The organism is Nocardioides hwasunensis, from assembly GCF_014779665.1.
Classification (GTDB): domain Bacteria; phylum Actinomycetota; class Actinomycetes; order Propionibacteriales; family Nocardioidaceae; genus Nocardioides; species Nocardioides hwasunensis.
This window is the reverse complement of the sequence record NZ_JACXYY010000002.1, coordinates 602,549-626,327: the sequence shown is the minus strand read 5'-3', so window position 1 is coordinate 626,327 and position 23,779 is coordinate 602,549. Positions and strand designations below refer to the sequence as shown.

Annotated in this window: 27 protein-coding genes; 9 read left to right on the top strand and 18 right to left on the bottom strand. The window is 71.8% G+C overall.

Annotation, left to right across the window (positions count from 1 at the left end; all coding sequences use genetic code 11):
• Positions 1-4 precede the first annotated feature (4 nt).
• Positions 5-223, top strand: coding sequence for a DUF3107 domain-containing protein (locus IEZ25_RS07015; protein ID WP_191198668.1), 219 nt, complete (start codon positions 5-7; stop codon positions 221-223).
• 16 nt (positions 224-239) lie between these two features.
• Positions 240-581: a GlsB/YeaQ/YmgE family stress response membrane protein gene (locus IEZ25_RS07010; protein WP_191198667.1), complete on the top strand. Its 342-nt coding sequence runs from the start codon at positions 240-242 to the stop codon at positions 579-581.
• On the opposite strand, the gene IEZ25_RS07005 is transcribed toward IEZ25_RS07010, so the two are convergent.
• Positions 578-1,267, bottom strand: coding sequence for a ferritin-like fold-containing protein (locus IEZ25_RS07005; protein WP_191198666.1), 690 nt, complete (start codon positions 1,265-1,267; stop codon positions 578-580). The genes IEZ25_RS07010 and IEZ25_RS07005 overlap by 4 nt on opposite strands.
• 170 nt (positions 1,268-1,437) lie before the next feature.
• Here IEZ25_RS07005 and IEZ25_RS07000 point away from each other — a divergent pair, with 170 nt between their 5' ends.
• Complete coding sequence (locus tag IEZ25_RS07000) at positions 1,438-2,847, top strand: DEAD/DEAH box helicase (RefSeq protein WP_191198665.1); 1,410 nt, start codon at positions 1,438-1,440, stop codon at positions 2,845-2,847.
• A 10-nt stretch (positions 2,848-2,857) separates the two neighbouring features.
• Here IEZ25_RS07000 and IEZ25_RS06995 read toward each other — a convergent pair whose 3' ends face one another.
• Positions 2,858-3,703, bottom strand: a complete 846-nt coding sequence (locus IEZ25_RS06995; protein WP_191198664.1) for a ParA family protein — start codon at positions 3,701-3,703, stop codon at positions 2,858-2,860.
• A 60-nt stretch (positions 3,704-3,763) separates the two neighbouring features.
• Here IEZ25_RS06995 and IEZ25_RS06990 point away from each other — a divergent pair, with 60 nt between their 5' ends.
• The 3 genes from IEZ25_RS06990 to IEZ25_RS06980 are packed head-to-tail and all read left to right on the top strand — an operon-like array spanning position 3,764 to position 5,270.
• Positions 3,764-4,513, top strand: a complete 750-nt coding sequence (locus tag IEZ25_RS06990) for an SDR family NAD(P)-dependent oxidoreductase (protein WP_191198663.1) — start codon at positions 3,764-3,766, stop codon at positions 4,511-4,513.
• A gap of 2 nt (positions 4,514-4,515) precedes the next feature.
• The gene (locus IEZ25_RS06985; protein ID WP_191198662.1) at positions 4,516-5,046 is read left to right on the top strand and encodes a GNAT family N-acetyltransferase; all 531 of its coding nucleotides are present in this window, start codon (positions 4,516-4,518) and stop codon (positions 5,044-5,046) included.
• 35 nt (positions 5,047-5,081) lie between these two features.
• On the top strand, positions 5,082-5,270 hold the full coding sequence (locus tag IEZ25_RS06980; protein WP_191198661.1) for a hypothetical protein: 189 nt from the start codon (positions 5,082-5,084) through the stop codon (positions 5,268-5,270).
• 106 nt (positions 5,271-5,376) lie between these two features.
• Here IEZ25_RS06980 and IEZ25_RS06975 read toward each other — a convergent pair whose 3' ends face one another.
• From IEZ25_RS06975 to IEZ25_RS06955, 5 genes are all read right to left on the bottom strand, one after another.
• On the bottom strand, positions 5,377-6,189 hold the full coding sequence (locus IEZ25_RS06975) for an HNH endonuclease signature motif containing protein (RefSeq protein ID WP_191198660.1): 813 nt from the start codon (positions 6,187-6,189) through the stop codon (positions 5,377-5,379).
• Positions 6,170-6,844 carry a hypothetical protein gene (locus tag IEZ25_RS06970; protein WP_191198659.1) on the bottom strand — a complete coding sequence of 225 codons (675 nt, stop codon included), beginning with the start codon at positions 6,842-6,844 and terminating at the stop codon, positions 6,170-6,172. Before IEZ25_RS06970 ends, IEZ25_RS06975 begins: the two co-directional genes overlap by 20 nt.
• 224 nt (positions 6,845-7,068) lie before the next feature.
• On the bottom strand, positions 7,069-7,596 hold the full coding sequence (locus IEZ25_RS06965; protein WP_191198658.1) for a P-loop NTPase family protein: 528 nt from the start codon (positions 7,594-7,596) through the stop codon (positions 7,069-7,071).
• Complete coding sequence (locus IEZ25_RS06960) at positions 7,593-8,423, bottom strand: PHP domain-containing protein (RefSeq protein WP_191198657.1); 831 nt, start codon at positions 8,421-8,423, stop codon at positions 7,593-7,595. The genes IEZ25_RS06965 and IEZ25_RS06960 overlap by 4 nt, the downstream gene beginning before the upstream one ends.
• A gap of 1 nt (position 8,424) precedes the next feature.
• Positions 8,425-8,994: a histidine phosphatase family protein gene (locus tag IEZ25_RS06955; RefSeq protein WP_191198656.1), complete on the bottom strand. Its 570-nt coding sequence runs from the start codon at positions 8,992-8,994 to the stop codon at positions 8,425-8,427.
• Between the two features lie 49 nt (positions 8,995-9,043).
• Between IEZ25_RS06955 and IEZ25_RS06950 the strand changes: the two genes are divergently transcribed.
• A complete protein-coding gene (locus tag IEZ25_RS06950) occupies positions 9,044-10,201 on the top strand; it encodes an MFS transporter (protein WP_344056953.1) in 1,158 nt (385 codons plus the stop codon).
• A gap of 33 nt (positions 10,202-10,234) precedes the next feature.
• On the opposite strand, the gene IEZ25_RS06945 is transcribed toward IEZ25_RS06950, so the two are convergent.
• Both IEZ25_RS06945 and IEZ25_RS06940 read right to left on the bottom strand, forming a co-directional pair.
• Entirely contained in the window at positions 10,235-10,420 is a 186-nt protein-coding gene (locus IEZ25_RS06945; protein WP_191198654.1) for a DUF5302 domain-containing protein, read from the bottom strand.
• A 79-nt stretch (positions 10,421-10,499) separates the two neighbouring features.
• On the bottom strand, positions 10,500-11,312 hold the full coding sequence (locus IEZ25_RS06940; protein WP_191198653.1) for a class I SAM-dependent methyltransferase: 813 nt from the start codon (positions 11,310-11,312) through the stop codon (positions 10,500-10,502).
• A gap of 33 nt (positions 11,313-11,345) precedes the next feature.
• On the opposite strand from IEZ25_RS06940, the gene IEZ25_RS06935 reads away from it, so the two are divergent.
• Positions 11,346-12,359, top strand: coding sequence for a Rossmann-fold NAD(P)-binding domain-containing protein (locus tag IEZ25_RS06935; RefSeq protein WP_191198652.1), 1,014 nt, complete (start codon positions 11,346-11,348; stop codon positions 12,357-12,359).
• Positions 12,359-13,492 carry a hypothetical protein gene (locus tag IEZ25_RS06930; protein WP_191198651.1) on the top strand — a complete coding sequence of 378 codons (1,134 nt, stop codon included), beginning with the start codon at positions 12,359-12,361 and terminating at the stop codon, positions 13,490-13,492. Before IEZ25_RS06935 ends, IEZ25_RS06930 begins: the two co-directional genes overlap by 1 nt.
• 50 nt (positions 13,493-13,542) lie before the next feature.
• Here the strand turns inward: IEZ25_RS06930 and IEZ25_RS06925 are convergent, their stop codons facing one another.
• From IEZ25_RS06925 to IEZ25_RS06885, 9 genes are all read right to left on the bottom strand, one after another.
• A complete protein-coding gene (locus IEZ25_RS06925) occupies positions 13,543-14,574 on the bottom strand; it encodes a MaoC family dehydratase (protein WP_191198650.1) in 1,032 nt (343 codons plus the stop codon).
• 57 nt (positions 14,575-14,631) lie between these two features.
• Positions 14,632-15,474 carry a DUF1707 SHOCT-like domain-containing protein gene (locus IEZ25_RS06920; protein ID WP_191198649.1) on the bottom strand — a complete coding sequence of 281 codons (843 nt, stop codon included), beginning with the start codon at positions 15,472-15,474 and terminating at the stop codon, positions 14,632-14,634.
• A 27-nt stretch (positions 15,475-15,501) separates the two neighbouring features.
• Positions 15,502-16,512 carry a sugar phosphate isomerase/epimerase family protein gene (locus IEZ25_RS06915; protein WP_191198648.1) on the bottom strand — a complete coding sequence of 337 codons (1,011 nt, stop codon included), beginning with the start codon at positions 16,510-16,512 and terminating at the stop codon, positions 15,502-15,504.
• Positions 16,512-17,687 (bottom strand): Gfo/Idh/MocA family protein, encoded by a 1,176-nt coding sequence (locus tag IEZ25_RS06910; RefSeq protein WP_318152087.1) that lies wholly within the window; start codon positions 17,685-17,687, stop codon positions 16,512-16,514. Before IEZ25_RS06910 ends, IEZ25_RS06915 begins: the two co-directional genes overlap by 1 nt.
• 67 nt (positions 17,688-17,754) lie before the next feature.
• Entirely contained in the window at positions 17,755-18,597 is an 843-nt protein-coding gene (locus IEZ25_RS06905) for a sugar phosphate isomerase/epimerase family protein (protein WP_191198647.1), read from the bottom strand.
• 97 nt (positions 18,598-18,694) lie between these two features.
• Complete coding sequence (locus tag IEZ25_RS06900) at positions 18,695-19,942, bottom strand: substrate-binding domain-containing protein (protein WP_191198646.1); 1,248 nt, start codon at positions 19,940-19,942, stop codon at positions 18,695-18,697.
• Positions 19,942-21,066 (bottom strand): ABC transporter permease, encoded by a 1,125-nt coding sequence (locus IEZ25_RS06895; RefSeq protein ID WP_191198645.1) that lies wholly within the window; start codon positions 21,064-21,066, stop codon positions 19,942-19,944. Before IEZ25_RS06895 ends, IEZ25_RS06900 begins: the two co-directional genes overlap by 1 nt.
• Positions 21,063-22,175 (bottom strand): ABC transporter permease, encoded by a 1,113-nt coding sequence (locus IEZ25_RS06890; protein WP_191198644.1) that lies wholly within the window; start codon positions 22,173-22,175, stop codon positions 21,063-21,065. Before IEZ25_RS06890 ends, IEZ25_RS06895 begins: the two co-directional genes overlap by 4 nt.
• On the bottom strand, positions 22,172-23,701 hold the full coding sequence (locus IEZ25_RS06885; protein ID WP_318152086.1) for a sugar ABC transporter ATP-binding protein: 1,530 nt from the start codon (positions 23,699-23,701) through the stop codon (positions 22,172-22,174). Before IEZ25_RS06885 ends, IEZ25_RS06890 begins: the two co-directional genes overlap by 4 nt.
• Positions 23,702-23,779: the final 78 nt, after the last annotated feature.

Here is a 23,779-nt window from a genome sequence, read left to right as displayed (position 1 = left end):
TCCCGTGGAGGTCAAGATCGGCGTGCAGCACGCCCAGCGCGAGCTGGTGCTCGACACCGACAGCACGCCCGAGGACATCGAGGCACGTCTCGGCGAGGCGCTCGCCAGCAACGGCGTCCTCCACCTGACGGACACCAAGGGCCGCGCCGTCGTCGTGCCGGCCGACAAGATCGCCTACCTCGAGCTCGGCTCACCGACCTCGAGCACCGTCGGCTTCCGCTGAGCCCCACCCCGCCGCCATGGGTCTGATCTGGACCGTCGTCGTGACGGTCGTCCTCGGCCTCGTCATCGGCTTCCTCGGCAAGGCCGTGGCCCCCGGGTCGCGCGACAACATCCCGCTGTGGCTCACCGTCGTGTGCGGCATCGTGGGCGCGGCGGTGGGCAACTACCTCTACTTCGCCGTCTTCGGGGTGGCCGACAACAACCCCGACGGCGACATGTACGACACCAGCCGCGGGATGGACTGGTGGCGCCACGCCTGGCAGGTGGGCTCGGCGGCCGTGCTAGTCGTGATCGCCGCGACCGTCACCGGGCGCCACGACCGCCAGGACCAACGCGAGCGGCGAGACCGGACGGGCTAGGAGTCCAGGCCGAGCTCGGCCATCCGCGCCGCGTGCAGCTCGGTGAGCCGGGTGAACATCCGGCCCAGCGCGGCCAGGTCGAGCCCGGGGCGGTCCACTCCCCCGGCCAGCAGCGCGGTGAGCGCGTCACGGTCGCCCGCGACCCGCTGGGCCTGGGTGAGCGCCTCGCCCATCAGCCGCCTCCCCCAGAGCGCGAGACGACCGCCGAGTCGATGGTCCTCGGCGATCCCGGCGCGCACCCGCTCCACGATGAAGGCGGTCTGGCCCGTGTCCTCGAGCGAGGCGATGATGACCTCGCGGGTCTCGGGGTCGAGGTAGGCCGCGATCTCGCGGTAGAAGTCCGCGGCGAGCCCGTCGCCGACGTACGCCTTGATGAGGCCCTCGTAGTAGTCCGCGGGCGCGGTGTGGGCGTGGAAGGCGTCGAAGCTGGCGCGGAACGCCTGCATCGCCTCGGTCGGGTCGGCGCCGAGCTGCTCGAGCCGGCCGACCAGCTTCTGGAGGTGGGCGAACTCCGCGGTGGCCATGGCGCCGATCGCGATCTTGTCGCCGATGCCCGGCGCCATCTTGGCGTCCTCGACCAGTCGCTCGAAGGCCGACAGCTCGCCGTAGGCGATCGCGCCGAGGAGGTCGATCGCGGCCAGGCGGTAGTCCTCGTCCGGCGAGGCGTCTTCGGCCGATGCGCTCATGCGCGCAGCCTAGCGATACCATGATGGTGACCGAGCCGCCGACGACGTGTCCGGTGGCCGCCTGTATGTGCGCGGTCGGCATGCCCTTCCACCTCGATGGAAGGGGCTTTCGAATGGGCTGACCGCATACGCGTGGGACCTCCCGACTCTCCTCGAAAGCGACACACCTCGTGACCACCTTCCGTGACCTGGGCGTCCAGCCCGCCATCTGCGACGCGCTCGAGCGCGCCGGCATCACCACCCCCTTCGCCATCCAGGAGATGACCCTGTCGGTCGCCCTGATGGGCACCGACCTGATCGGCCAGGCGCGCACCGGCACCGGCAAGACGCTGGCCTTCGGCATCCCGGTCCTCCAGCGCTCGGTGGCCCCGACCGACCCGGCCTACGCCGACATGCCGCAGGGCAAGCCGCAGGCGCTCATCGTCGCCCCGACCCGCGAGCTCGCGCTCCAGGTCTCCGGCGACCTCGCCCTCGCCAGCAAGGACCAGGGCCTCCGCGTCCTCACCGTCTACGGCGGCGTCGGCTACGAGCCGCAGCTCGAGGCGCTCGACGCCGGTGTCGACATCGTCGTCGGCACGCCGGGTCGCCTCATCGACCTGGCCAACCGTCGCGCACTGGACCTCTCCCACGTCCACGCGCTCGTCCTCGACGAGGCCGACGAGATGCTCGACCTCGGCTTCCTGCCCGACGTCATCACGCTGATCTCCAAGACGCCGGAGACCCGCCAGACGATGCTGTTCTCGGCCACGATGCCGTCCGCGATCGTCGCGCTCGCCCGCACCCACATGCGCCACCCGATGAACATCCGCGCCGAGTCCTCCTACGAGAACGCCACCGTCCCGGCGACCGCGCAGTTCATCTACCAGGCCCACGACCTCGACAAGCCCGAGATCATCGGCCGCGTGCTGCAGGCCGACGACGCCGACAAGATGATCGTCTTCACCCGCACCAAGCGACAGGCGCAGCGCATCGCCGAGGACCTCCAGGAGCGCGGCTTCAAGTCCTCCCCCCTGCACGGTGACATGGCGCAGGTCGCCCGTGAGAAGGCGCTGGCCCGCTTCCGCGAGGACAAGATCCAGGTCCTGGTGTGCACCGACGTCGCGGCCCGCGGCATCGACGTGCGCGGCGTCTCCCACGTCATCAACTACACCTGCCCCGAGGACGACAAGACCTACGTCCACCGCATCGGCCGCACCGGTCGCGCCGGTGCCACCGGCACCGCGATCACCTTCGTCGACTGGGCCGACCTGCACCGCTGGAAGATGATCAACAAGGCCCTCGACCTGCCGTTCGACGCCCCGCCGGAGACGTACTCCACCTCCGAGCACCTCTTCCACGACCAGGGCATCCCGGCCGGCACCAAGGGCCGCGTCGTCGACCCGGCGCCGGTGGAGAAGAAGGAGCGTGCTCCGCGCGACGGCTCGCGCGAGCGCCGCTCCGGCGGTCAGCGCGGCGGCTCGAACGCCGACTCCGGCTCGACCGCGGGCTCCTCGGAGAAGTCCGCCGACGCCCCGCGTCGCCGCAACCGCAGCCGTCGTCGTACGCGTGGCGGCTCCGCGGTCGAGACCCCGAAGTCCTGACCTCCCCGGGCTACTTCCTCCGGCGCGCGGGCTTCTTCGCCTGCGGGCGGGAGGCCCGGGCCACGAGGTTCTCGGCGACCTCGCGATAGGCCTGGGCGCCCTTGCTGCTGCGGCTCGTCGAGAGGATCGACCGGCCGGCGGCGGGGGCCTCGGCGAACTTGATCGTCTTGGGGATCGGCGGCTCGACGACCTCGAGGTCGTAGGTCTCGCTGATCGTCTCCAGCACCGTGCGCGCGTGGTTGGTGCGACCGTCGTAGAGCGTCGGCAGCACGCCCCACACCTCCAGGCCACGGTTGGTGAAGCGTCGCACGTCGTGGACGGTGTCGAGGAGCTGACCGACCCCGCGGTGCGAGAGCGTCTCGCACTGCAGCGGGATGAGCACGCCGTCGGCCGCGGTCAGCGCGGCGACCGTCAGCACGCCGAGCGAGGGCGGGCAGTCGAGCAGCACCCAGCCGTAGGGCCCCTCCTCGGTGTCGACGAGGTCCTCGGCGAGCTGCTCGAGCGCGCCCTTGATGACGTGCTCGCGGCCGGTGCGGGTGAGCAGGTCGGCCTCGGCGCGGGCCAGCTCGATCGTGGCGGGCAGGACGTCGACGCCGTCCTCGGTCTCGATGATGATCTCGGCCGGGTCCACGCCCTGGGTGAGGACGTGGTGGACCGAGGTCTCGAGGTCCTCGGGGTCGATGCCCAGGGAGAAGGTCAGGCACGCCTGCGGGTCGAGGTCGACCAGCAGCACGCGATGGCCCAGCTCGGCCAGCGCCGCACCGATCGAGGCGACGGACGTGGTCTTGGCGACCCCGCCCTTCTGGTTGGCCACGGCCAGCGTGACGGGGGACGCGCCCCGGCTCTTGGTGCTCATTGCCCGCCATTGTGCCGGACGGGGTCGCGCGGGCGTGGGTCGTGCTGGAACGCTGCAGGCATGAGCACCTCCCTGATCACCGGCGCGACCGCCGGCATCGGCCACGAGTACGCCGTCCAGCTCGCCGCCCGCGGCGACGACCTCGTCCTGGTCGCCCGCGACGCCGCACGCCTCGAGGAGGTGGCCACGGCACTCCGGCGCGCCCACCAGGTCGAGGTGGAGGTGCTCGTCGCCGACCTGACCGACCGAGACGACCTGGCCCGGGTCGAGGCACGCCTCGCCGACCGCGACCGGCCCGTCGACCTGCTCGTGAACAACGCCGGCTTCGGGCTGAAGAAGCGCTTCCTCGACAACACCGCCGACGACGAGACCGCGATGCTGGAGGTGCTGGTCACCGCGGTGCTGCGGCTCAGCCATGCCGCCCTCGGCGCGATGGCCGAGCGCGGCCACGGCGGCATCATCGACGTCTCCAGCGTGGCCGCTTTCCTGCCCCGAGGCACCTACTCCGCGGCCAAGGCCTGGGTCAACAGCTTCAGCGAGTGGGCGCACCTGGAGTACAAGTCGCGCGGCGTGACCGTGATGGCGCTGTGCCCGGGGTTCACCAAGACCGAGTTCCACGAGCGGATGCAGGTCACCCGCGGCGACGGCTTCTTGTGGCTCGACGCCGACTTCCTCGTCCGCACGTCGCTCGAGGACTTCGACAAGGGCCGCGCCTACTCGATCCCCGGTGCGCAGTACAAGACGATCGTCACGCTCACCCGGGCCATCCCGAACCGGGTGCTCCGGCTGACCCAGAACCTCGGACGCTGACCGTGCGCATCCTGCCCGCAACGGTCGAGGACGCCGAGGCGCTCTCCGACCTGCAGCTCGACGCGTGGGAGGAGGCCTACGCAGACCTCCTGCCCGCGTCCGTGTTCGCCGCGCGGCGAGCCGCCCGCGCGGCCCGGGTCGAGCGCTGGCACGACATCATCTCGGCCGGGTCCAGCGCCAACCTGCTGGCGTGGTCGCCCGACGGCCGGCTGGTCGGGTTCTCCAGCACCGGACCCGGTCGCGACTCCCCCGACGACACGCAACGGGACGGGCGGCCGCCGCTCGAGCTGCCGGCGCTCGAGCTGATGGCGCTCTACGTGCGCGCGACGGCGTACGGCTCCGGCGTCGGCTTCGCGCTGCTGCAGGCGGCGATCGGCGCGGCCGAGGCGTACCTCTGGGTCCTCGACGGCAACGAGCGCGCCATCCGGTTCTACGAGCGGCAGGGGTTCCGCTTCAACGGTGCGGCCAAGCCCGACGACGTCGGGCTCGAGCGGCGGATGGTGCGGCGCAGCACCGAGCCGCGAGGTTGCTGACGGGCCTGGTCGACCATCACGCTACGGTTCGGCCCATGTCTGCCGAGACTCTGCGTTCCGTCCTGGTCCTGGTGGCCGTCGCGCTGCTGATGGCCGCCTTCTTCGTCGCTCGGCGACACCGGGAGACCGCGTCGCAAGCCTCGCGTCACACCCCTGCCTCGCGCGCGCTGATGGGCCTGGCGCTCCTGGCCCTGGTCGGCATCCTCGCCACCTGGCTCGTCTGAACGCGGCGGCCCTCGACTCGCACCCCGGCAGCTCCACGGCGGGCTGGAGCCGGACCAAGACATGCCTGCGGCCCGAGCACCGGGGTGGTGTCGGGCTGTGGGGCGGTCAGGTTCGTCGGTGGTGGCCGCGCGGTGCCGGCGGTGAAGGTGGTTCGGGTCTGGGGGTGGGTGGGTGTGTGGTGATGGTCCGTCCGGTGGGGAGGGTCCACTCGTAGGTGCTGTCGGGCAGGCGTCGGTAGGTGAAGTGTCCGAAGGTCTTGGCGCGGTGGTGGCGGCGGCACAGGGGTGCGAGGTTCGCGGGTCTGGTCTGGCCGGGTGGTCCGCCCTGGTCGAGGGGGACGTATGCGTCGATGTGGTCGAGGTCGGCGTGGACGGATGGTCTGGTGCAGGCGGGGTAGACGCAGGTGGGGTCGCGGTGGCGGACCATGGCGGCCATCCGGGCGGGTGGGTCGTGCTCATCGACGGGCGGGTGGGCTCGTGGGTCGAGGTCCACGACGGGGTTGATCGTGATCGTGCCCGCGTTCAGCAGCCAGGTGCGCAGGCGGCCGAGGAGGATCGGCCCGAGCTTCGGTGAGACAGCGACACCGTGCCTGTCGTCGAGCAGGTCACGGTCGGTGATGCGGAGCTCGCGGACCACCCCACCCGCTCTGCCTGGGTGGCGGAACGGGTTCGCGGTCGCGTGGGCGACGTCCTCGGCCACACAGATGGCCGGATCCATGTCGGGGTCGACCGCCCGGTCGGGGTCGGCGAGGTCGGCCGCGGTGAGGAGGTCGAGCGTGGCTTGGGGGTCGGCGAGGACTCCGACGGCGTGGGCGCGGCGTACGTCGAGGTCGCCGGGGTGGCCGAGGACCCGCATGGTGGTGGCCATCGTGGACACGGTGTGGTCGAACGCGAGGGCATCAGCGGTGTCGAGGCTCATGTACACCTCGCTGACGCCGGGGGCGCCGCGGTCGTGGTCCACGTCGACCCTGCGGGTGGCGAGGGCTGCGTCGTGGTCGGCGATCGCGCGGTCGGGGGTCGGCGTAGAGGCGGGCTTCGTGGACCAGGACCCCGACCCGGTGGGGGTTCAACCGGTGGGGCTGCCAGGTCAGGAGCCGGTCGGCGTGTCCGGCCGCTGCGACGTCGAGGTCGCGGGACTCGCGGGCGGCTTCGCGGGCGAGCCTGGCGGGGACCCGCAGTGTCTTGACGAGGGTCCACAGGCGTGGGAGGCGGTGGGCGAGGTCGAGGACGTCACCGAGCAGCGCGAGGGTGGCTTCGTGGGAGACCTCGAGGGTCGCGGCGAGCTCGTGGACCGCGAACTCCGCGACCAGTGGGGTGCCGGGCCCGGCGATCGGGATCGCCTGCTCCCCGAACAAGGAGTGGATGGTCTCGGGCAGCCACCCGGCTGCGTCGGCGTCCGAGGTGACCACGTGCGCGTGAGCCCACTCGAGCGCAGCATCGAGCACCTCGACCTCAGCCTGCCGGCGGGCGGTGATCGCCGCAGCCGCCCGGTCCAGCACAGCACGGTCCAGCACAGCTCGCTCGAGCACCACACGGGAGACCGTGTGCGACGGTGCCGGGGCGGTGGTGGACATGGGTCCATGATCCCAATGACCACCGACACTGTGACCTGCGCGAATGGATGTGTGGAGAAGTATTTTCGAACAGATGAACACGGCACGCGCGATGCTTGTCGTCTTGGTTTCGACACGCTCGCTGGCGCTCGCTGCTCAACCGGCGGCCCCGGAGCGCGGACGGCGGAGCCTTGGTTTCGGCACGCTCGCTGGCGCTCGCTGCTCAACCAGCGGACCTCATCGAGCTAGCCCAAGGTGTCGATCCACGCCTGCAGCTCGCGTGGGTGGCTGAAGAGCAGCACGGGAGGACCTGCAGGGTCCGAGGCCCAGGCGCGCATGCGGCTGCGCTTGCGGGCGAAGGACTGGAAGTGCCAGCGGATGATCGACCTGCGGCTGACCATGTTGCGCCAGGTCTCGACGTTGCCGTTGCAGCGCGGTTCCTGGGTGATCGCGCCGCGGACGGTGCGACGCACCAGCCGCGCGAGCGAGAGCCGGCGCGGGTAGTCGAGCCCGACCACGAGGTCGACGTGCGGCAGCACCACGTCGAGCCAGACGCCGTACGCCGAGTCCAGCAGCCACCGCTCGCCGGCGACGATCTCGCCGATGAGCTCGCGCTGCCGGTCCTCGTCGACGGGGTGCCAGCCGGGCAGCCAGGTGAGCTCGTCCACGAGGGTCACGGGGTGGCCGGTGCGGGCGCCGATCGCGAGCGCAGCGGTGCTCTTGCCGCTGCCGGTGACGCCGTAGAGGAGCACGCGGTCCGGGGGCTGGGTCATCGCGCCAGCGAGACCAGCCGCTCGTACTGCTCGGGGTGGGTGGTGTTCACCCCGAGGTCGTGGTCGACCTTCCCGAGGCCGTGGTGGTCGCTGCTGCCGGTGACGACGAGGTCGAGGTCGGCGGCGATGGCGCGCAGCTCGGCGCGCTCCGCGGGCGAGTGGTCCTGGTGGTCGACCTCGATCCCGGCGAGGCCGAGGTCGCGCAAGGCGGCGAGGGTGGCCTCGTCGATCACGGAGCGGCCGCTGCGGCCCCAGGGGTGCGCGATCACCGGCACGCCGCCGGCCGCGACGAGGAGCTGGATCATGTCCTCGAGCCCGGCGGCGTAGCGGTTGCGGTAGCCCGGCTTCCCGGGGTTGAGCAGCTCCTGGAAGGCCTCGGTGCGGTCCCCCACCACGCCGAGGCGCACGAGCGCGTCCGCGACGTGAGGACGGCCCGCGGCGACCGACCCGTCGGCCTCACGGCGTACGTCGTCCTCGGTGATGTCGATGCCGTGCCCGCGCAGCGCCGCGACGATGGCGGGCGTCCGCTCGGTGCGACCGGCGAGGATGCGGTCGAGCGCGGCGGCGAGGGGCGGGTACGCCGGGTCGGGCAGGTAGCCGAGCAGGTGCACGCCGCGGTGGTGGTAGGCCGTGCTGATCTCCAGCCCGGGCACCAGCGTGATGCCGACCTCGTCAGCGGCGCGCTGCGCCTCGTCCCAGCCGGAGGTCGCGTCGTGGTCGGTCAGGCCGACGACGTCGAGGCCGGCACTCGCGGCCGCGCGCACGAGGTCACCGGGGGTGTCGGTGCCGTCGCTGGCCGAGGAGTGCGTGTGGAGGTCGATCCGCACGTCAGCTGTTCCACTTCAGCAGCACGGGGGTCTCCCGCTCGAACCCGAGCACGGAGACGGTCGAGGTGTCGAGACGGAAGAAGCGGCCCTCGTCGGCCGGCTGCTCGAGCCAGCGCGCGGTGAGCACGCGCAGCGAGTGGCCGTGCGCGAAGACGAGGGTGCGGTCGTGCTCGCGAGCCCTTTCGACGACGCGGTCCAGTCGGGCCGAGACATCGTCGGCGGACTCGCCCCCCGGTGACGGGTGGGTCCAGACCGACCAGCCCGGCACGCTCCTGCGGATCTCGTCGGTGGTGATGCCCTCGTAGTCGCCGTAGGCCCACTCCGCGAGGTCGTCGTCGACCTCCGCGTGGGGGAACCCCGCCAGCTCGGCCGTGCGCCGGGCGCGCTGGCGCGGGCTGGTGAGCACGAGGTCGAAGTCGGTGTCGTAGAGCCGCGGGCCGAGCAGGATCGCCGCCTCCTCGCCGTCGGCGGTGAGCGGCAGGTCGGTCGTCGAGGTGTGGCGGCCGTCGCGGCTCCACTCGGTCTCCCCGTGGCGGACGATCCAGAGCTCGGCACCCGCGACAGACGACATGTCAGCGAGTCTCCCACGCGCGGGCGGGCACCCTGCCACGATGCTCAGCATGGGTGCAGACCTCCGTCGCGCGCGGCTGGCGATCGCTGCGGCGTTCTTCACGCAGGGCTTGGTCTTCATCAGCCTGACCACCCGGCTGCCGCGCCTCCAGGAGCGCTGGGACCTCGACGAGCTCGCCCTGTCCGGCGTGCTGCTGATGATGGTCCTGCTCGCGGGCGTCGGCTCCCTCGTCGCCGAGCGGCTCGCCCCGCGCCTGGACAGCGCAGTGGTCCTGCGGGCGGGGCTGCTGGTCATCGCGGCGTCGGTCGCCGCGGTGGTCCTGGCGCCGGTGACGGCGGTCTTCGTGCTCGCCCTGGCGGCGTACGGCGTCGGGCTGGGGCTGGTCGATGCGACCGGCAACATGCAGGCGGTCGCGCTCGAGCACCGGATGGGCCGGGTCGTCCTGCCGTCGTGCCACGGCGCGTGGACGCTCGGCGGCATCCTCGGCGCGGTGCTCACCCTGGCCACGAGCGGCGTGCCGTGGTCGGCCGTCGCGCTCGTCGCGGTGGTCCCGCTGCTGGCGACGACGGCGCCGTTCCTGGCGCGCGACCACGGCGAGGCGGCGACGTCGACCGAGACGGACGTGCCGTGGCGAGCCATCGTGATGGTCGGCCTGGCCCTCGTCGTCTTCTACACCGTCGACACCGCGGCGGCGACGTGGGGACCGGTCTACCTCGACCGCGTGTTCGCCGCCCCCGAGGAGCTGGTCGCGCTGGCCACGCTCCCCTACCTCGTCGCGACCGGACTGGTACGGCTCGCAGGCGACCGGCTCGCCGAGCAGGTCGGTGCGGTGCGGCTCGTGCGCGTCGGCGCCGGCATCGCGCTCGTGGCGCTGGCGGTCATCGTGGCTGCGCCGGGCTGGCCGGTCGCGGTGCTCGGCTTCACCCTGCTCGGCTGCGGCGTCGCAGTGGTCGCACCGCTGAGCTTCTCGGCCGCGGCGGCGCTCGCCGGCCGCGACGCCGACCCCGCGACCCGGCAGGCCCGGGTCGACGCGGTGGTGGCACGCTTCAACCAGTTCAACTACGCCGGTGCGCTGCTCGGGGCGGTGATGACCGGCGCCGTCGGCGCCGGCTCGCTGCGGGTCGGGTTCGCCGTGCCGCTGGTGCTCGTGGTGGCCCTGTTCTGGCTGGCGAGGGCCTTCGCACCGGCGGACGACCCGGCTGCGTGAGGATCGTCCGCCGGCACCGGGCGAGGGTGCGACTCAGGTGCCGCCGCCACCGGCCTTGCGGCGGTGCATCGGCTTGGCGACGTTCTTGTCGTTGATCTCCGAGCCGTGCGCCTTCTCCCGGGAGTCGGCGCTGTCGTCGGGGTGGTGATGGCCCTTCTTGCGATCGAGGGCCTCCCGCATCTTCGCCTTGAGGTCTGCGTTGGGGTCCTGGTCAGCCATGGGGTCCTCCTGTGCTCGCGTGAGACGTGCTTGGCGCCACTCACCACCCTGCCAAAGCCGACCAACGACGGCCAGTGGGTTACGGCTTCTGCAGCACGTCGATGCGCCCGGCGAGCTTGCCCATCATCCGGTAGACGTGCCAGCGGCAGTCGCCGAGCATCACGTCGTACGCCGCGTCGCCGAACTCGGCGCGGTAGCGCTCGGGCTCGCGCAGCAGCCGGGCCAGGTGGAGCAGGGCGCGGGCCGCGCGCCCGTCCTGCTCCTGCGACCACTCACCCCACTCGCTGGACAGGTCGATGGTGTCGACGACGCGCAGCCCGGACCGTGCGATCCCGTCATCGAGCACGGCCGGGTCGGCGGACGTCGAGACGACGCCCATCACGTCGAAGAGCCAGCGCGCCTCGTCGGTCTCGATGAGGTCGGTGGCGACCATCTGGTAGGCCGCGACGTAGCCGCCCGGGCGCAGCACCCGGGCGAACTCGTCGTAGGCGTCACCCGGCTGCTCGACGTGGCTCATCACGTCGCGGCACCAGACCAGGTCGAGGGTCGCGTCGTGAGCCGGGACCTGCGTCGCGGAGCCACGCTCGAAGGAGACGCGCGAGGCGATCTCGGTCGTGAGCTCGCGCCGGGCCTCCCGTGCCAGGTCGAGGTGGCGCTGCACCGGGTCGATGCCGAGCACCCGGAAACCGAAGTGCGTGGCGAGCCGGAACGCGTGCGCGCCCTCGCCGCAGCCGACGTCGACGACGCGGCTGTCCGGACGCAGGTCGAGCTCGCGCACCACCTGCAGCAGGACGGAGGGGTCGCGCGGTGCCAGGCTCTCGTCCAGGCGCGCGGCGAACGCCTCCTCCACGCGCGGGTAGCTGTCGTAGAAGAACTCGCGGTCCCAGGCCATGGGCGCAGTCTGCCGGTTCAATAGGATCGATCCATGGCCCGACGCGTGTTCCTCCACTGCGGAACCGCCAAGTCGGGCACCACCTACCTCCAGGACCTGTGGTGGCGACACCGAGGCGCGCTGCGCGAGCGCGGCCTGCTGCTGCCCGGTGACGCCCTGCGAGACCACTTCCACGCCGCTGCCCTCGTCAAGGGCATGGACGTCATCGTCGACGACCTCGACGAGAGCGACCGCGACGTGTGGCACCGGCTCGTCGCCGAGACCCGCGAGTGGTCCGACGACGTGCTGATCAGCCACGAGCACTTCTCGGACTCCTCGGCCGAGGCGGCCGCAGCGGCGCTGGCCGACCTCGCCTCCGCGGCCGACGAGGTGCACCTGGTCGTGACCGTGCGCGACCTCGGCCGGGTCCTGCCCTCGGCGTGGCAGCAACGGGTCAAGCAGGGGGCCCGCCAGCCCTACCGCAGGTTCCTCGCGACCGTGCGCCGCGGTGACGACGAGCAGAAGTTCTGGCGCTACCAGGACGTGCCCGGCATCCTCGAGCGCTGGGCCGCCGGGCTCCCGGCCGACCGCGTGCACCTCGTCGTCGTACCTCCCTCCGGCGCGCCGCGCGACGAGCTCTGGCTGCGCACGGCAGCCGTGCTCGGGGTCGACGTGACCGGTCTCGACACCGAGCCCCGCCTGCCCAACGACTCGCTCTCGATCGTCGAGGCCGAGCTCCTGCGTCGCATCAACACGGTGATCCCGCGCGAGCGCCGCTCGGTGGCGCTCACCCGGCTCACCAAGGGCGCCTTCGCCCGTGACCTGCTCGCGGGAAGCGCGCCCAAGGAACCGTTCGTGCTGCCCGCCCGGCACGCCGACTGGGTGCGCGAGCGGTCCGAGCAGATGGTCGCCACGCTGCGCGCCGGGTCGTACGACGTCGTGGGCGACCTCGCCGACCTGCTGCCCGCCGGCGCGCGCTCGGGGCGCACCCCCGACCAGGCCGACGACGGCGAGCTGCTCGCCGTCGCGAGCACCGTGGTCGCGCGGATGATCGAGCAGGCGCGCTGATGGCCCGGCGCGTCTTCGTGCACATCGGCACGCCGAAGTCCGGCACGACCTACCTCCAGAGCCTGTGGTGGCACAACCGCGGGGCCCTGGCCGAGCAGGGGCTGCTGCTGCCGGGCGGCTCGGCGCACGTGCAGTTCCAGGCCTCCGCCGTCGTGCGTGACAACGCGGCCGTGCTGGAGACGATGACCGAGCGCCAGCTCGGCGCGTGGGACCACCTCGTCGACGAGATCGCGTCCTTCGACGGCGATGCGCTCATCAGCCAGGAGCAGCTCGTCGAGACGTCCCGCGATTCCGCGACAGCTGCGCTCGACCGGCTGCGCGCGGTCGCCGACGAGGTCCATGTCGTGGTGACCGCGCGCGACCTCGTGCGCCAGGTCCCGAGCGCGTGGCAGCAGCGGGTCAAGCACGGGTCGCCGACCACGCTGCGCACGTTCTTCACCCGCGTCGCGAAGGACGACCCCGACTTCAACTTCTGGCACCACCAGGACGTGCCGCGGATCCTCGAGCGCTGGACGTCGGGCCTGCGTGCCGAGCACGTGCACGTCGTGGTGCTCCCGCCGCCGGGCGCCGACCGCGACCTGCTGTGGCGGCGCACGTGCGAGCTGCTCGGCATCGACGACACCGGTCTGTCCCTCGACGCACCCGTCGCCAACGAGACCCTCGCTCCTGCCGAGATCGTCTTCCACCGCGCGATCAACGCGCACTTCCGCAACGCCCACCTCGACGTCTCGCTCTCGCGGCGGGTCAAGGCCTTCATGGAGCCGCGGCTCGGGGGCGCCGCCCCTCAGCGCATCGCGCTGGCCCCCGACATGCACGCGTGGCTGGTCGAGCGCGGCCGGCGGATGGTCGACGAGCTCGCGGCCGCGCCCTGGCACGTCGTCGGCGACCTCGACGACCTCCGGCCGGACCCCGCACCGGCCGACGGCGTGGATCCCGACGCCGTACCCGACTCCGAGGTGCTCGCGGTCGCCCAGGACTTCATCGCCGCCGAGCTGCTGGCGCGGGTGGCCGAGCCGGATGACGCTGGAGCGGGCGGCGGAGCGGTGAGTGAGACATCTTCCGAGGACGCAAAACCTGCGTCACGCACCGCTCTGGGCAAGGCCCTGCGCCGTCTCACGCGGCGCGGTGAGTGAGACACCTTCCGAGAGCGCAAAACCTGCGTCACTCACCGCTCGACGACGACTCAGCGGGGCACGAACGCCCAGAGGTCGAGGTCGAGGAGCACGCCGTCGGCGTACCTGCCCTCGGCGTCGCGCAGCGTCATCGACTCGTCGCGGCCCCTGGTCGCGACCAGCCGCAGCCGGAGCGCGCCGACGCCGGGCGCGTCGACCTCCGCGCGGTCGAGCACCTCTGACCAGGCATGCACCGTGTCGCCGGCGAAGGCCGGGGCCACGTGCGCGCCGGCGTTGATGGCCGCGACGAGCTGCGCGTTCGCCAGGCCGTTGAAGGACAGTGCGCGGGCCAGGGAGATGACGTGACCGCCATAGACGAGCCGGCGACCGTCGGGGCGGGCCTCGGTGTTGAAGTGCACCTTCGCCGTGTTCTGCCACAGCCGGGTCGCCATCATGTGCTCGGCGTCGGTGAGGGTCACGCCGTCGACGTGGTCGATCCGCTCCCCCACCTCGTAGTCGTCGAACCGGTGCGGCTCCCCGGCGGCAGCGGCGTCGTACGCCGAGAGGTCGAGGCCGGCGGGCACCACGAGGTCGGCCGCGTCGACCGCGTCCGCCAGGTCCGGCACGACCGTCTCGGGCGCGGGCGCGGAGGCGTCGCGCTTGTGCACCATCACCCAGCGCGCCCAGTCGATCGCGACCTCGCCGCGCTGGTTCGTCGCCGTCGAGCGCACCCAGACCACGCCGGTCCGGCCGTGGGAGTTCTGCTTGAGGCCGATGACCTCCGAGCGCGTGCGCAGGGTGTCGCCGGGCACGACGGGGACGTGGAAGCGGCACTCGGCGTAGCCGAGGTTGGCGACGGCGTTGAGCGACACGTCCGGAACGGTCTTGCCGAAGGCGACGTGGAAGCCGATGAGCTCCTCGACCGGATGGGGGTCGAGCCCGACCGAGGCGGCGAACTCGGCCGAGGACGGCACCGCGAAGCGCGTCGGGTAGATCGCGCCGTAGAGCGCGCGGTCGCCCTCGGTGACCGTGCGCGGCGTGGCGTGCTCGATCACCTGCCCGACGGCGAAGTCCTCGAAGAAGTTGCCGGCGTTGGTCTTCATGCCCGACATGGTGCCGCAGCCGGGACCACCGAGGGGTCCGTGGTCACGTGGGATGTGTCACGAGCCGTAGGGGTAGCGGCTCCGGATCGTGCTTCCGGACAGGTTGGTGGCGAGGAAGCCGGTCTCCTTGAAGTCGTTGCCGACGTGGATGAAGACGGTCGGCCCGTCGCTGGCCCACACCCGCGCCGTCGCGTGGGCGAAGGCACCCCGCTGGACCCCGAGTGTCCTCTCCGCGACCGCGACGTTGGCGACGAGCCGCTTCGCGCCGAGCCGTCCCAGGTCGAAGATCGCGTTGAACGACGCCACCGCCTGGGGCCCGGACGTGCGCTGCCACTCCCCGTCCCAGGTCCAGCGCTCGAAGCGCGGACGCGACCCGCGCACCGGGACCTCCACGCTGACCCGGTCGGGGAAGAACGAGGCGACGTAGGCGTCCGTCGTGCCGAACTTCGCCTCGTACTGATCCACGAACCGGCGGATCTCCGCCGCCGTCATCTCGAACGGCCGCACCTCGGGCGCGGCAGACGGAGGCGGTGCCGAGGGGGCCTCGGCCACGTCGACCACGCCTCCCGACGAGTCCGCGTCCGGACCCGACGGAGCCAGGGACACCACCATCGCGGCGACCACGAGTCCGATCAGCGCCACCACCACTCCCAGCGCGACCAGCACGGAGGTGCGGCGGCTCGAGCGCGATGCCGGCCGGTGGTCGACCGGCGCGACGTAGCCGGCGGGGAGCTGCAGGTCGCGCGTCAGGGTCTGGAGCTCGTCGAGGGTCTCGGCCGACAGCGCTCGCCCCACCCGCAGCTCGCGGTCAGCGTCGCCGAGCTGCCCGTCGACGTACGCCGCCTCGATCAGCCCCACGTGTCGCTCGCGGTCGGCGTCCCTGGCCCGGAAACCCTCCATGGCGCGGAGTCTAGGGCGCCTGCCGCCTCAGCCCTCCGACTGCTTGCTGAACGCCGCGTCGAAGGACTGCGCGGGAGGGTCGAAGTCGAGCCCGCGCAGGTGGGCGAGCGCCTCGGGCGCACCGCGCAGCCGGTCCATCCCGGCGTCCTCCCACTCGACCGAGATCGGGCCGTCGTAGCCGATCGCGGTGAGCGTGCGGAAGCAGTCCTCCCAGTTGATGTCGCCGTGACCGGTCGAGACGAAGGTCCACCCGCGACGCGGGTCGTCCCACGGCAGGTGCGAGGAGAGGATGCCGTTGCGGCCGCCGCCCATCCGCATGCGAGTGTCCTTGCAGTCGACGTGGTAGATCCGGTCGGCGAAGTCGCTGATGAACGCGACCGGGTCGATGCCCTGCCAGAGCATGTGGCTGGGGTCCCAGTTGATGCCGAACGCGGGCCGGTTGTCGACAGCGTCGAGCGCGCGCCGGGTGGTCCAGTAGTCGTAGGCGATCTCGGAGGGGTGCACCTCGTGCGCGAACCGCACGCCGCACTCGTCGAAGACGTCGAGGATCGGGTTCCAGCGGTCGGCGAAGTCCTGGTAGCCGGCCTCGATCCGCTCGGCCGGGACCGGCGGGAACATCGCGACGTACTGCCAGATCGAGGAGCCGGTGAAGCCGACCACGGTCTTCACGCCCAGTTTCTGGGCGAGGCGCGCGGTGTCCTTCATCTCCTCGGCCGCGCGCTGGCGCACGCCCTCGGGGTCGCCGTCGCCCCACACGCTCTCGCGCACGATCGCCTGGTGGCGGAAGTCGATCGGGTCGTCGCAGATCGCCTGGCCGGTGAGGTGGTTGGAGATCGCGTGCAGCTGGAGGCCGTGCTTCTCCAGGATGCCGAGCCGCTCGGCGACGTAGTCGGCGTCGTCCCAGCGCGCGGCGTCGAGGTGCTCCCCGGACACGGCGACCTCCAGGCCGTCGTAGCCCCAGCCGGCAGCCAGGCCGGCGACCTCGTCGAGCGTCAGGTCGATCCACTGGCCGGTGAACAGGGTGAACGGTCGCGCCATCAGACGTCCTCCCCCACGGACTCCACCGTCACGTGACAGCCGCCCTCGGCCGCGCTCGCCTCGATCGCGGCGAGCACCCGCTGCACGGCGAGACCGTCCTCGAACGACGGCGTCGGCTCCTGCCCCGCGGCCAGCGCGGTGAGGAAGTCGGAGGCCTGGTTGACGAACGTCGCGTCCCAGCCGAGCCCGTGGCCCGGCGGCCACCAGCCGTCGAGATAGGGGTCCTGCGGCTCGGTGACCATGACGCGGGAGAAGCCGTCGGCGCCGTCGAGGCAGACGTCGAGGTGGTTGAGGGTCTCGAGGTCGAAGCGCACCGCGCCGGTGCTGCCGTAGACCTCGATGCCGAGCGCGTTCTTCCGGGCGGTCGCCATCCGGGACACCTCGAGGCTCACCATCGCGCCACCGGACGTGCGCATCGTGCTCCAGGCGGCGTCGTCGACCGTCACGTCCTCGACGCCGTCGGCTCCGGTGCGCTGCGGGACGAACGTCTGGGTGAGGGCGTTCACCCCGGTGACCTCCTGGCCGAGCAGGAAGCGGACCTGGTCGACCGCGTGGGACGCCAGGTCGCCGAGGGCGCCGGAGCCCGCGAGCTCGCGTCGCAGCCGCCACGTCATCGGGGCGCCCTCGTCGGCCAGCCAGTCCTGGAGGTAGGCGATCCGCACCTGGCGCACGTCGCCGATGCGGCCGTCCGCGATGTGCTGACGGGCCCGGGCCAGGGCGGGCACCCGGCGGTAGTTGAAGCCGACCATCGAGTGCACACCTCGCTCGCGGGCGGCCTTGGCGGTGGCGACCATCTTCTCGGCCTCGGGCATCGAGTTGGCCAGCGGCTTCTCCGCGATGACGTGCTTGCCCGCCTCGAGCGCGGCGATGGCCACCTCGGCGTGCAGGTGGCCGGGGACGCAGACGTCGACGATGTCGATGTCGTCGCGCTCCAGGACGGCGTGCCAGTCGCTGGCCGACTCGGCCCAGCCGTACTGGGCGGCGGCTGCGGCGACCGCGTCGGTGTCGCGCCCGACCAGCACCTGCTGGCGTACGCCGGGTGCGCCGGGCCGCAGCGCAGCGACGTTGCGCCACGCGTGGGAGTGGGCCTTGCCCATGAAGGCGTAGCCGATGACGGCGACCCCCGGTGCCCCTGACGAGCCCGGTGCGCCCGATGCGCTGGGTGAGGTGCTCACGTCGTGTCTCCTGACTGGCGGTTTCTCGGTGGGGTGGTGCGTCGGATCTGGGAGGTGGTCACGCGGGTCACGCGAGCGTGCGGAGGAAGGCCAGGCCGTCGCGGGCCAGGTCGTCCTGCGTGGGTGCCAGCGGCCGCCAGATGGAGGCAGCGGTGGCGATGGTGTCGTTGTCGGCGGTGAAGCTCTCGATGTTGAGGGGGCCGTCGTAGCCCACGTCGTCGAGCGCCTCCACGAGCGCCGGCCAGTCGGTCTGGTCACCGCCGGGAGCGCCGCGGTCGTTGCCGCAGACCTGGACGTGCGCGAGGTGCTTCCCCGCCGTGCGGATCGCCTCGGCGCTCGAGCGCTCCTCGATGTTGAGGTGGTAGCTGTCCAGCGCGAGCCCGAGGCCGTCGCCGAGCAGCGGCTCGAAGGCGGTCAGCGCCTGGTCGACGGTGTTGACCAACGACGTCTCGTAGCGGTTCAGCGGCTCGATGCCCAACTGCACGCCGTGCTCGAGCGCGTGGTCGACGACCGGTGCGAGCCCGTCGCGGACCGCGGCGTAGGCGTCCTCACGTTGGGCTGCGTCCATCCGCCACACGCGGCCGGTGGACGCGTAGAACGGGCCGCACACCGAGCGCGCGCCGATGCCGGCGGCGAGGTCGATGCAGGCCCGGAGGTAGTCCTGGGTGTCGGTCACACAGTCAGCGTCCACCAGGTCGCGGCCCGGCGCCATCGCCCCGACGACGTAGGGCGTCAGGCCGGTCTCGGCCAGCGCCTCGGAGACGACCGCGACGGTGAGGTCGCCGACCTTCTCCAGCGGGAGCTCGACGGCGTCGAACCCCATGCCCGCGATCCGGCGTAGCAGGTCGGCGACGCCGCTGTCGGTGAGCGGGGACGTCCAGACCCAGGTGTTGACGCCGATCTCGCGCATGCAGGTGGTTCCTTCTTCCTCGACAGGTGAGTGTCGTCGGTGGGCCGGGTCCCAGACCCGGCCCACCGACGGATGCATCGTCAGCTCAGATCAGCGATCAGGGGATCTGACGCTCCTGCCACACCTCGGGGTAGCCCGGCAGGTCCTCGCCGCCGAACTTGGCGTAGTGGCCGTCGGGCATGCCGTCGTTGGCCTCGAGGAAGTCGGCACGCTCGTCCTCGGTGATCGGCGTCTGCGGCAGGACCCACTCCTTCGGGACCTCCTCGCCGGCGAAGATCTTCTCGAGCGCGAGGAGCGGGGTGCGCCACTGGAAGTTCGAGTAGACCGGAGCCAGGCCGGTCAGCCCGGTCTCCTCCCACTTGCGCAGGAAGGTCATCTCGTCCTCACCGGTCATGACCGGGTAGTCCGCGCCGGCGTCCTCGAAGGCCTCGATGGCGGCGACGGCGCCGTCACCGGCGTCCATCCAGATGCCCTGCACGTCGCCCTTGGCGAGCTCGTCGGTGACGATCTTCTTGATCTCGGTCGGGTCGGCGCCGGTGAAGTAGTCGACCGCCTCGATGCCGTTCTCCTCGAAGAGCTTCTCGGCACCGGCCCAGCGCTGCTCGAGCACGTCGACGCCGGGCAGGATGCGCAGCGCGACGACCTTGTCACCCTCCTCGAGGTTGTCGATGAGGAACTCGGCGGTGTCGATACCCCACGCGAAGCCACCGATCGGGTGGATGAACGAGGTGGCGCAGTCGGTCTGCACGCCGCGGTCGAAGACCACGACGGGCTTGCCGGTCTCGCAGGCGCGCTCGACCGCGTCGGTCATCGCGGCGGTCGAGTTCGGCGAGATGATGAAGGCGTCGCAGTTGCCCTCGGAGATGAAGTAGTCGATGTCGGCGATCTGGGTGTTGTCGTCGTCACCGGCGTCGCGGGTCTCCATCTCGGAGATGACGCCGTCGTCCTGGAGGGCCTTGAGCTGCTGGTTCATGGTGATCCAGCCGGTCTGGCGCCACGGGTTGGAGATCGAGGCGTTGGCGAAGCAGGCCTTCTTGGCGCCGTCGGACTTGAACTCCGAGGTGTCGGTCATCTCCCCGTCGATGTACTGCAGGTACGGGGTCTCGGAGTCACCCTCGAAGGTGGCCGAGCGCTGGTCGAACTGCTCGTCGTAGACCGCCTGGTCGAACCACTCCACCTCCTCGGTGGGGCTCTCGGAGGCGTCCGGCGACTCCGAGCTCTCCGTCGTCTCGTCCGAGCCGGTGCCCCCGTCCGTCGGGTCCTCGGTGCTGCACGCGGTGGCGAACACCCCGAGCAGCAGGGCCGTGGCCACAGCGATCGGCGCGCGGTGGATCTGTCGGCGCATCAATTTTCTCCTGTTTCAGTGCCCGGGCGGGCAGGGGTGGGTGATGCAGCGGGTGCTGCTGGTGGTGCGGATTCAGCAGTCCGAGAAGGTCGACGGCCGTAGGACCAGGCGCGAGCGCCGGCCGCGACGGCGAGGATGATGATCAGGCCCTGGACGGTGGGTCGCCAGGTGGACTCCACCTCCTGGAAGTTGAGGAACGAGAAGAGCAGCTCGAGGGCGAAGGCGCCGGCCGCCGCGGAGAGGACCCACCCGCGGCCTCCGCCCAGCACCACGCCGCCGAGCACGACGGCGGTGATCGCCTGGAACTCGTAGCCCGACCCGACCGACGGGTGGACGCCGGCGTAGCCGACGAGCAGGATCCCGGCGACCGTCGCGGACAGCGACGAGAGCATGAAGGCCCGCGTCTTGACCCACCACACGTGGGCGCCGGCGAGCCCGGCCGCGTCGGGGTTGTCCCCGGCGGCGATGAGCGTGCGGCCGAAGGGCGAGCGCATCAGCAGGACCGACGCCACGGCGACGACCGCGAGGATGATCACCGGGTAGGGCAGCACGTCGAGCACCGGCACGTCCTCGATGCCGCCACGGCCGATCTGGCGGAAGCTGTCGACCGGGTTGCCGGTGGCGGCGCCACCGGTGAGGTAGCGCACCAGCCCGCCGAGGGCGAGCATCGTGCCCAGCGTGACGATGAAGCTCGGAACCCTCAGCAGCGTGGTCGCCAGGCCGTTGACCACTCCGACGGCGGCCCCGATGAGCAGCATCAGCGCCAGCGCGGGGAGCACCCGGCTCTCGTCCTGGCCGATGTAGTTGCCGGCGATGACCACCTGCGTGGCGATGACCGCGCCCATCGAGAGGTCGAACTCGCCGGAGACGATCACGTAGTACTGGCCCATGGCGGCGATCGCGATCGGCGCGGTGCGGCCGATGAAGCGGATCAGCTGCGGCGGCTCGCCGAAGCTGGGGTTGACCCACACGACGGCGACGAACAGCACGGCGAGCAGGATGAACACCGCGCCGCCCGGGGTGATCGCGCCACGGAGCAGCCGCTGGAGCAGCGAGCCCTCGCTGAGCGGGAGCGTGCGCCCCGCGGTGGCGCTGCCGGACGGGGTGGAGGTGGCGGCGCTCATGCCGGGTCCCCCTTCGATGACGGGACGGGCAGGACGGGTCTGGAGGCACCGAACCGTGGCGGACGGCGTACGACGCTGCGGCGGGCGTAGACCGCCACGGCCAGGACGATGACGAAGCCGCGGACGAAGTCCTTGAGGAACGGGTTGACCTGCATCACGCCCATGACGTTGTCGAGGACCGCGAAGATCGCGACGCCGCCGATGGTGCCGATGACGCTGCCCTTGCCACCGGCGAGCAGCGTGCCGCCGAGGACGACGGCCGCGATGGAGAGCAGGTCGTAGCGGCCCTGCGAGCCGATGGTGGGCGAGCCCACGCCGGTGCGGGAGAGCAGCAGCAGCGCGGCGATCCCGGCGAAGACCGAGCAGAGCACGTGGGCGGTGATGACCGGCAGCGCGGTGCGCACGCCGGACATGCGCGCGACGGACTGGTTGCCGCCGATGGCGTAGAGGTGGTGGCCGAGCCGCGTGTAGCGCAGCAGGAGCGTGACCAGGAGCGCGCTGACCAGCAGGATGACGAACGCCGTGGGGATCACGCCCGCGATGCCGCTGCGACCGAGCAGCCTCAGGCCGGGGGCGGCCGATCCGTGGCTGCCCTGGTAGTTGGTGCCGAGGTAGCCGCTCACGACCAGGCCGATGCCGAGGCTGGCGATGAAGCCGTGCACGTGGAGGAGGCTGACCAGCAGCCCCATCACCAGTCCCACCAGGGCGCACAGCGCGAGGGCGTTGAACGTCGCCGCGGCGATGTTGGCGTCGAGCCCCTTCATGCCACCGGCCGCGATCACCGTCGCGAGGCTGACGACGTAGGGCACCGACAGGTCGAGGCTGCCGACGAGGATGACCAGGGTCTGGCCGATCGCGATCAGCCCGAGCACGCTCATCGCGGTCAGGACGGCCCAGATGTTGCCCTGGCTGAAGAAGTTGCGCCCCTCCATCCCGGTCAGCACCACGGAGATCGCGATGACGCCGACGAGCACGAGGTAGATGAGGCCGGTCGAGTCGAGTCGCCGGGCGGCACCCGCGGGCCGCGCCGCGCGGCGACGGCGTACGGAATCCCTCGGCTCGCGGGGCTCCGCGGCGGACGGGGACGTGTGGTCGGTGGTGGCGCTCATGCTGCGTCCTCGCTCGCTGCTCCGGTGGCCATGGCCAGCACGGCCTCCTCGCTCGCACCGGACGGCAGCTCGCCGGCGAGCGTGCCGTCGCGCATGACCAGGATCCGGTCGGACATGCCGATCACCTCGGGGAGCTCGCTGGAGACCATCAAGACGGCGACACCCTGGCGGGTCAGCTCGCGCATCAGCTCGTAGACGCGGTGCTTGGCGCCGACGTCGATGCCGCGGGTGGGCTCGTCCATCAGCACCACGAGCGGGTCGATGCTCAGCCAGCGGGCGAGCACGACCTTCTGCTGGTTGCCACCGGAGAGGAACTGGACCTCCTGGCCCAGGCTGGCGGCGGCCACGTCCAGGTTGGAGAGCACCCCGGGCATGTCGCGGCGCGCCTGCGCACTGCGGCGCGGGAAGACCGAGCGGACCACGCCGAGCGCGTTGTCGAGGATCGACTGGTTGAGGGCGAGGCCCTTGGCCTTGCGGTCCTCGGTGATGAAGGCGAGACGAGCGCGTACGCCCTGGCGCGGGCTGGTGACCTTGAGCGGGGAGCCGTCGAGGCTGACCGATCCGCGAGCGACCGGGTGGACCCCGAAGACCGTCTCGAGCAGCTCGGTGCGACCCGAGCCCTGGAGGCCGGCCAGCCCGACGATCTCGCCGGCGCGCACCTCCAGCGTGATGTCGTCGACGTAGCCGTTGCCGACGCCGGAGAGGGCCAGGCGCACCTCACCCACCTCCACGTCGACGGGCTTGTCCGGGAAGTAGGTCGTGAGCGAGCGACCGACCATCAGCCGGACCAGCTCGGCCTCGGTGAGCTCCTCGGCCGGCCTGGTCGCGACGTGCCGGCCGTCCTTCAGGATCGTGATGGTCCGGCAGAGGTGGAAGATCTCCTTGAGGCGGTGCGAGACGTAGAGGATCGCGACGCCGCGGTCGGTCAGCCGCTCGATGATCGAGTAGAGCAGCTCGACCTCGTGGTCGGCGAGCGCCGCGGTCGGCTCGTCCATCTGGATCACCTTGGCGTCGAAGCTGACCGCCTTGGCGATCTCGACGATCTGCTGCTCGGCGACCGAGAGGTGGCGCACCAGCGTGCCCGCCCTGAGACCGGCGACGCCGAGCCCGGCGAGCAGCTCGTCGGTGTCGCGACGCATGCGGGCAGTGTCCACCGGCCCGACGCGGCCGAAGCGCCGAGGCTCGCGCCCCAGCCAGATGTTCTCGGCGATGGTCCGCTCGAGCAGGAGGTTGAACTCCTGGAAGACCGTCGAGACGCCGGCGCTCTGCGCCTGCACGGGGTGGCTGAAGGAGACCTGCTCGCCGGCGACGGTGACGGTGCCGCTGTCGGGCGCGTGGACCCCGGCGAGCATCTTCATCAGCGTCGACTTGCCGGCGCCGTTCTCACCCACGAGTCCGTGGACCTCGCCGGCGCGCAGGCTGAGGTCGAGGTCGGCCAGGACGGTGTTGCCGAAGAAGCTCTTGGTCATTCCGGTGGCGACGAGCACGGGGTCGCCGTCGGTGGACGCAGGGGACACGGGAGGCACGGAGCCACTGTGGCATGCGTCACCGGCTTTTGTCGAGCACCTATCAAAAGTGTCAGGTCTAGCGTGCAAAGTCGTGCA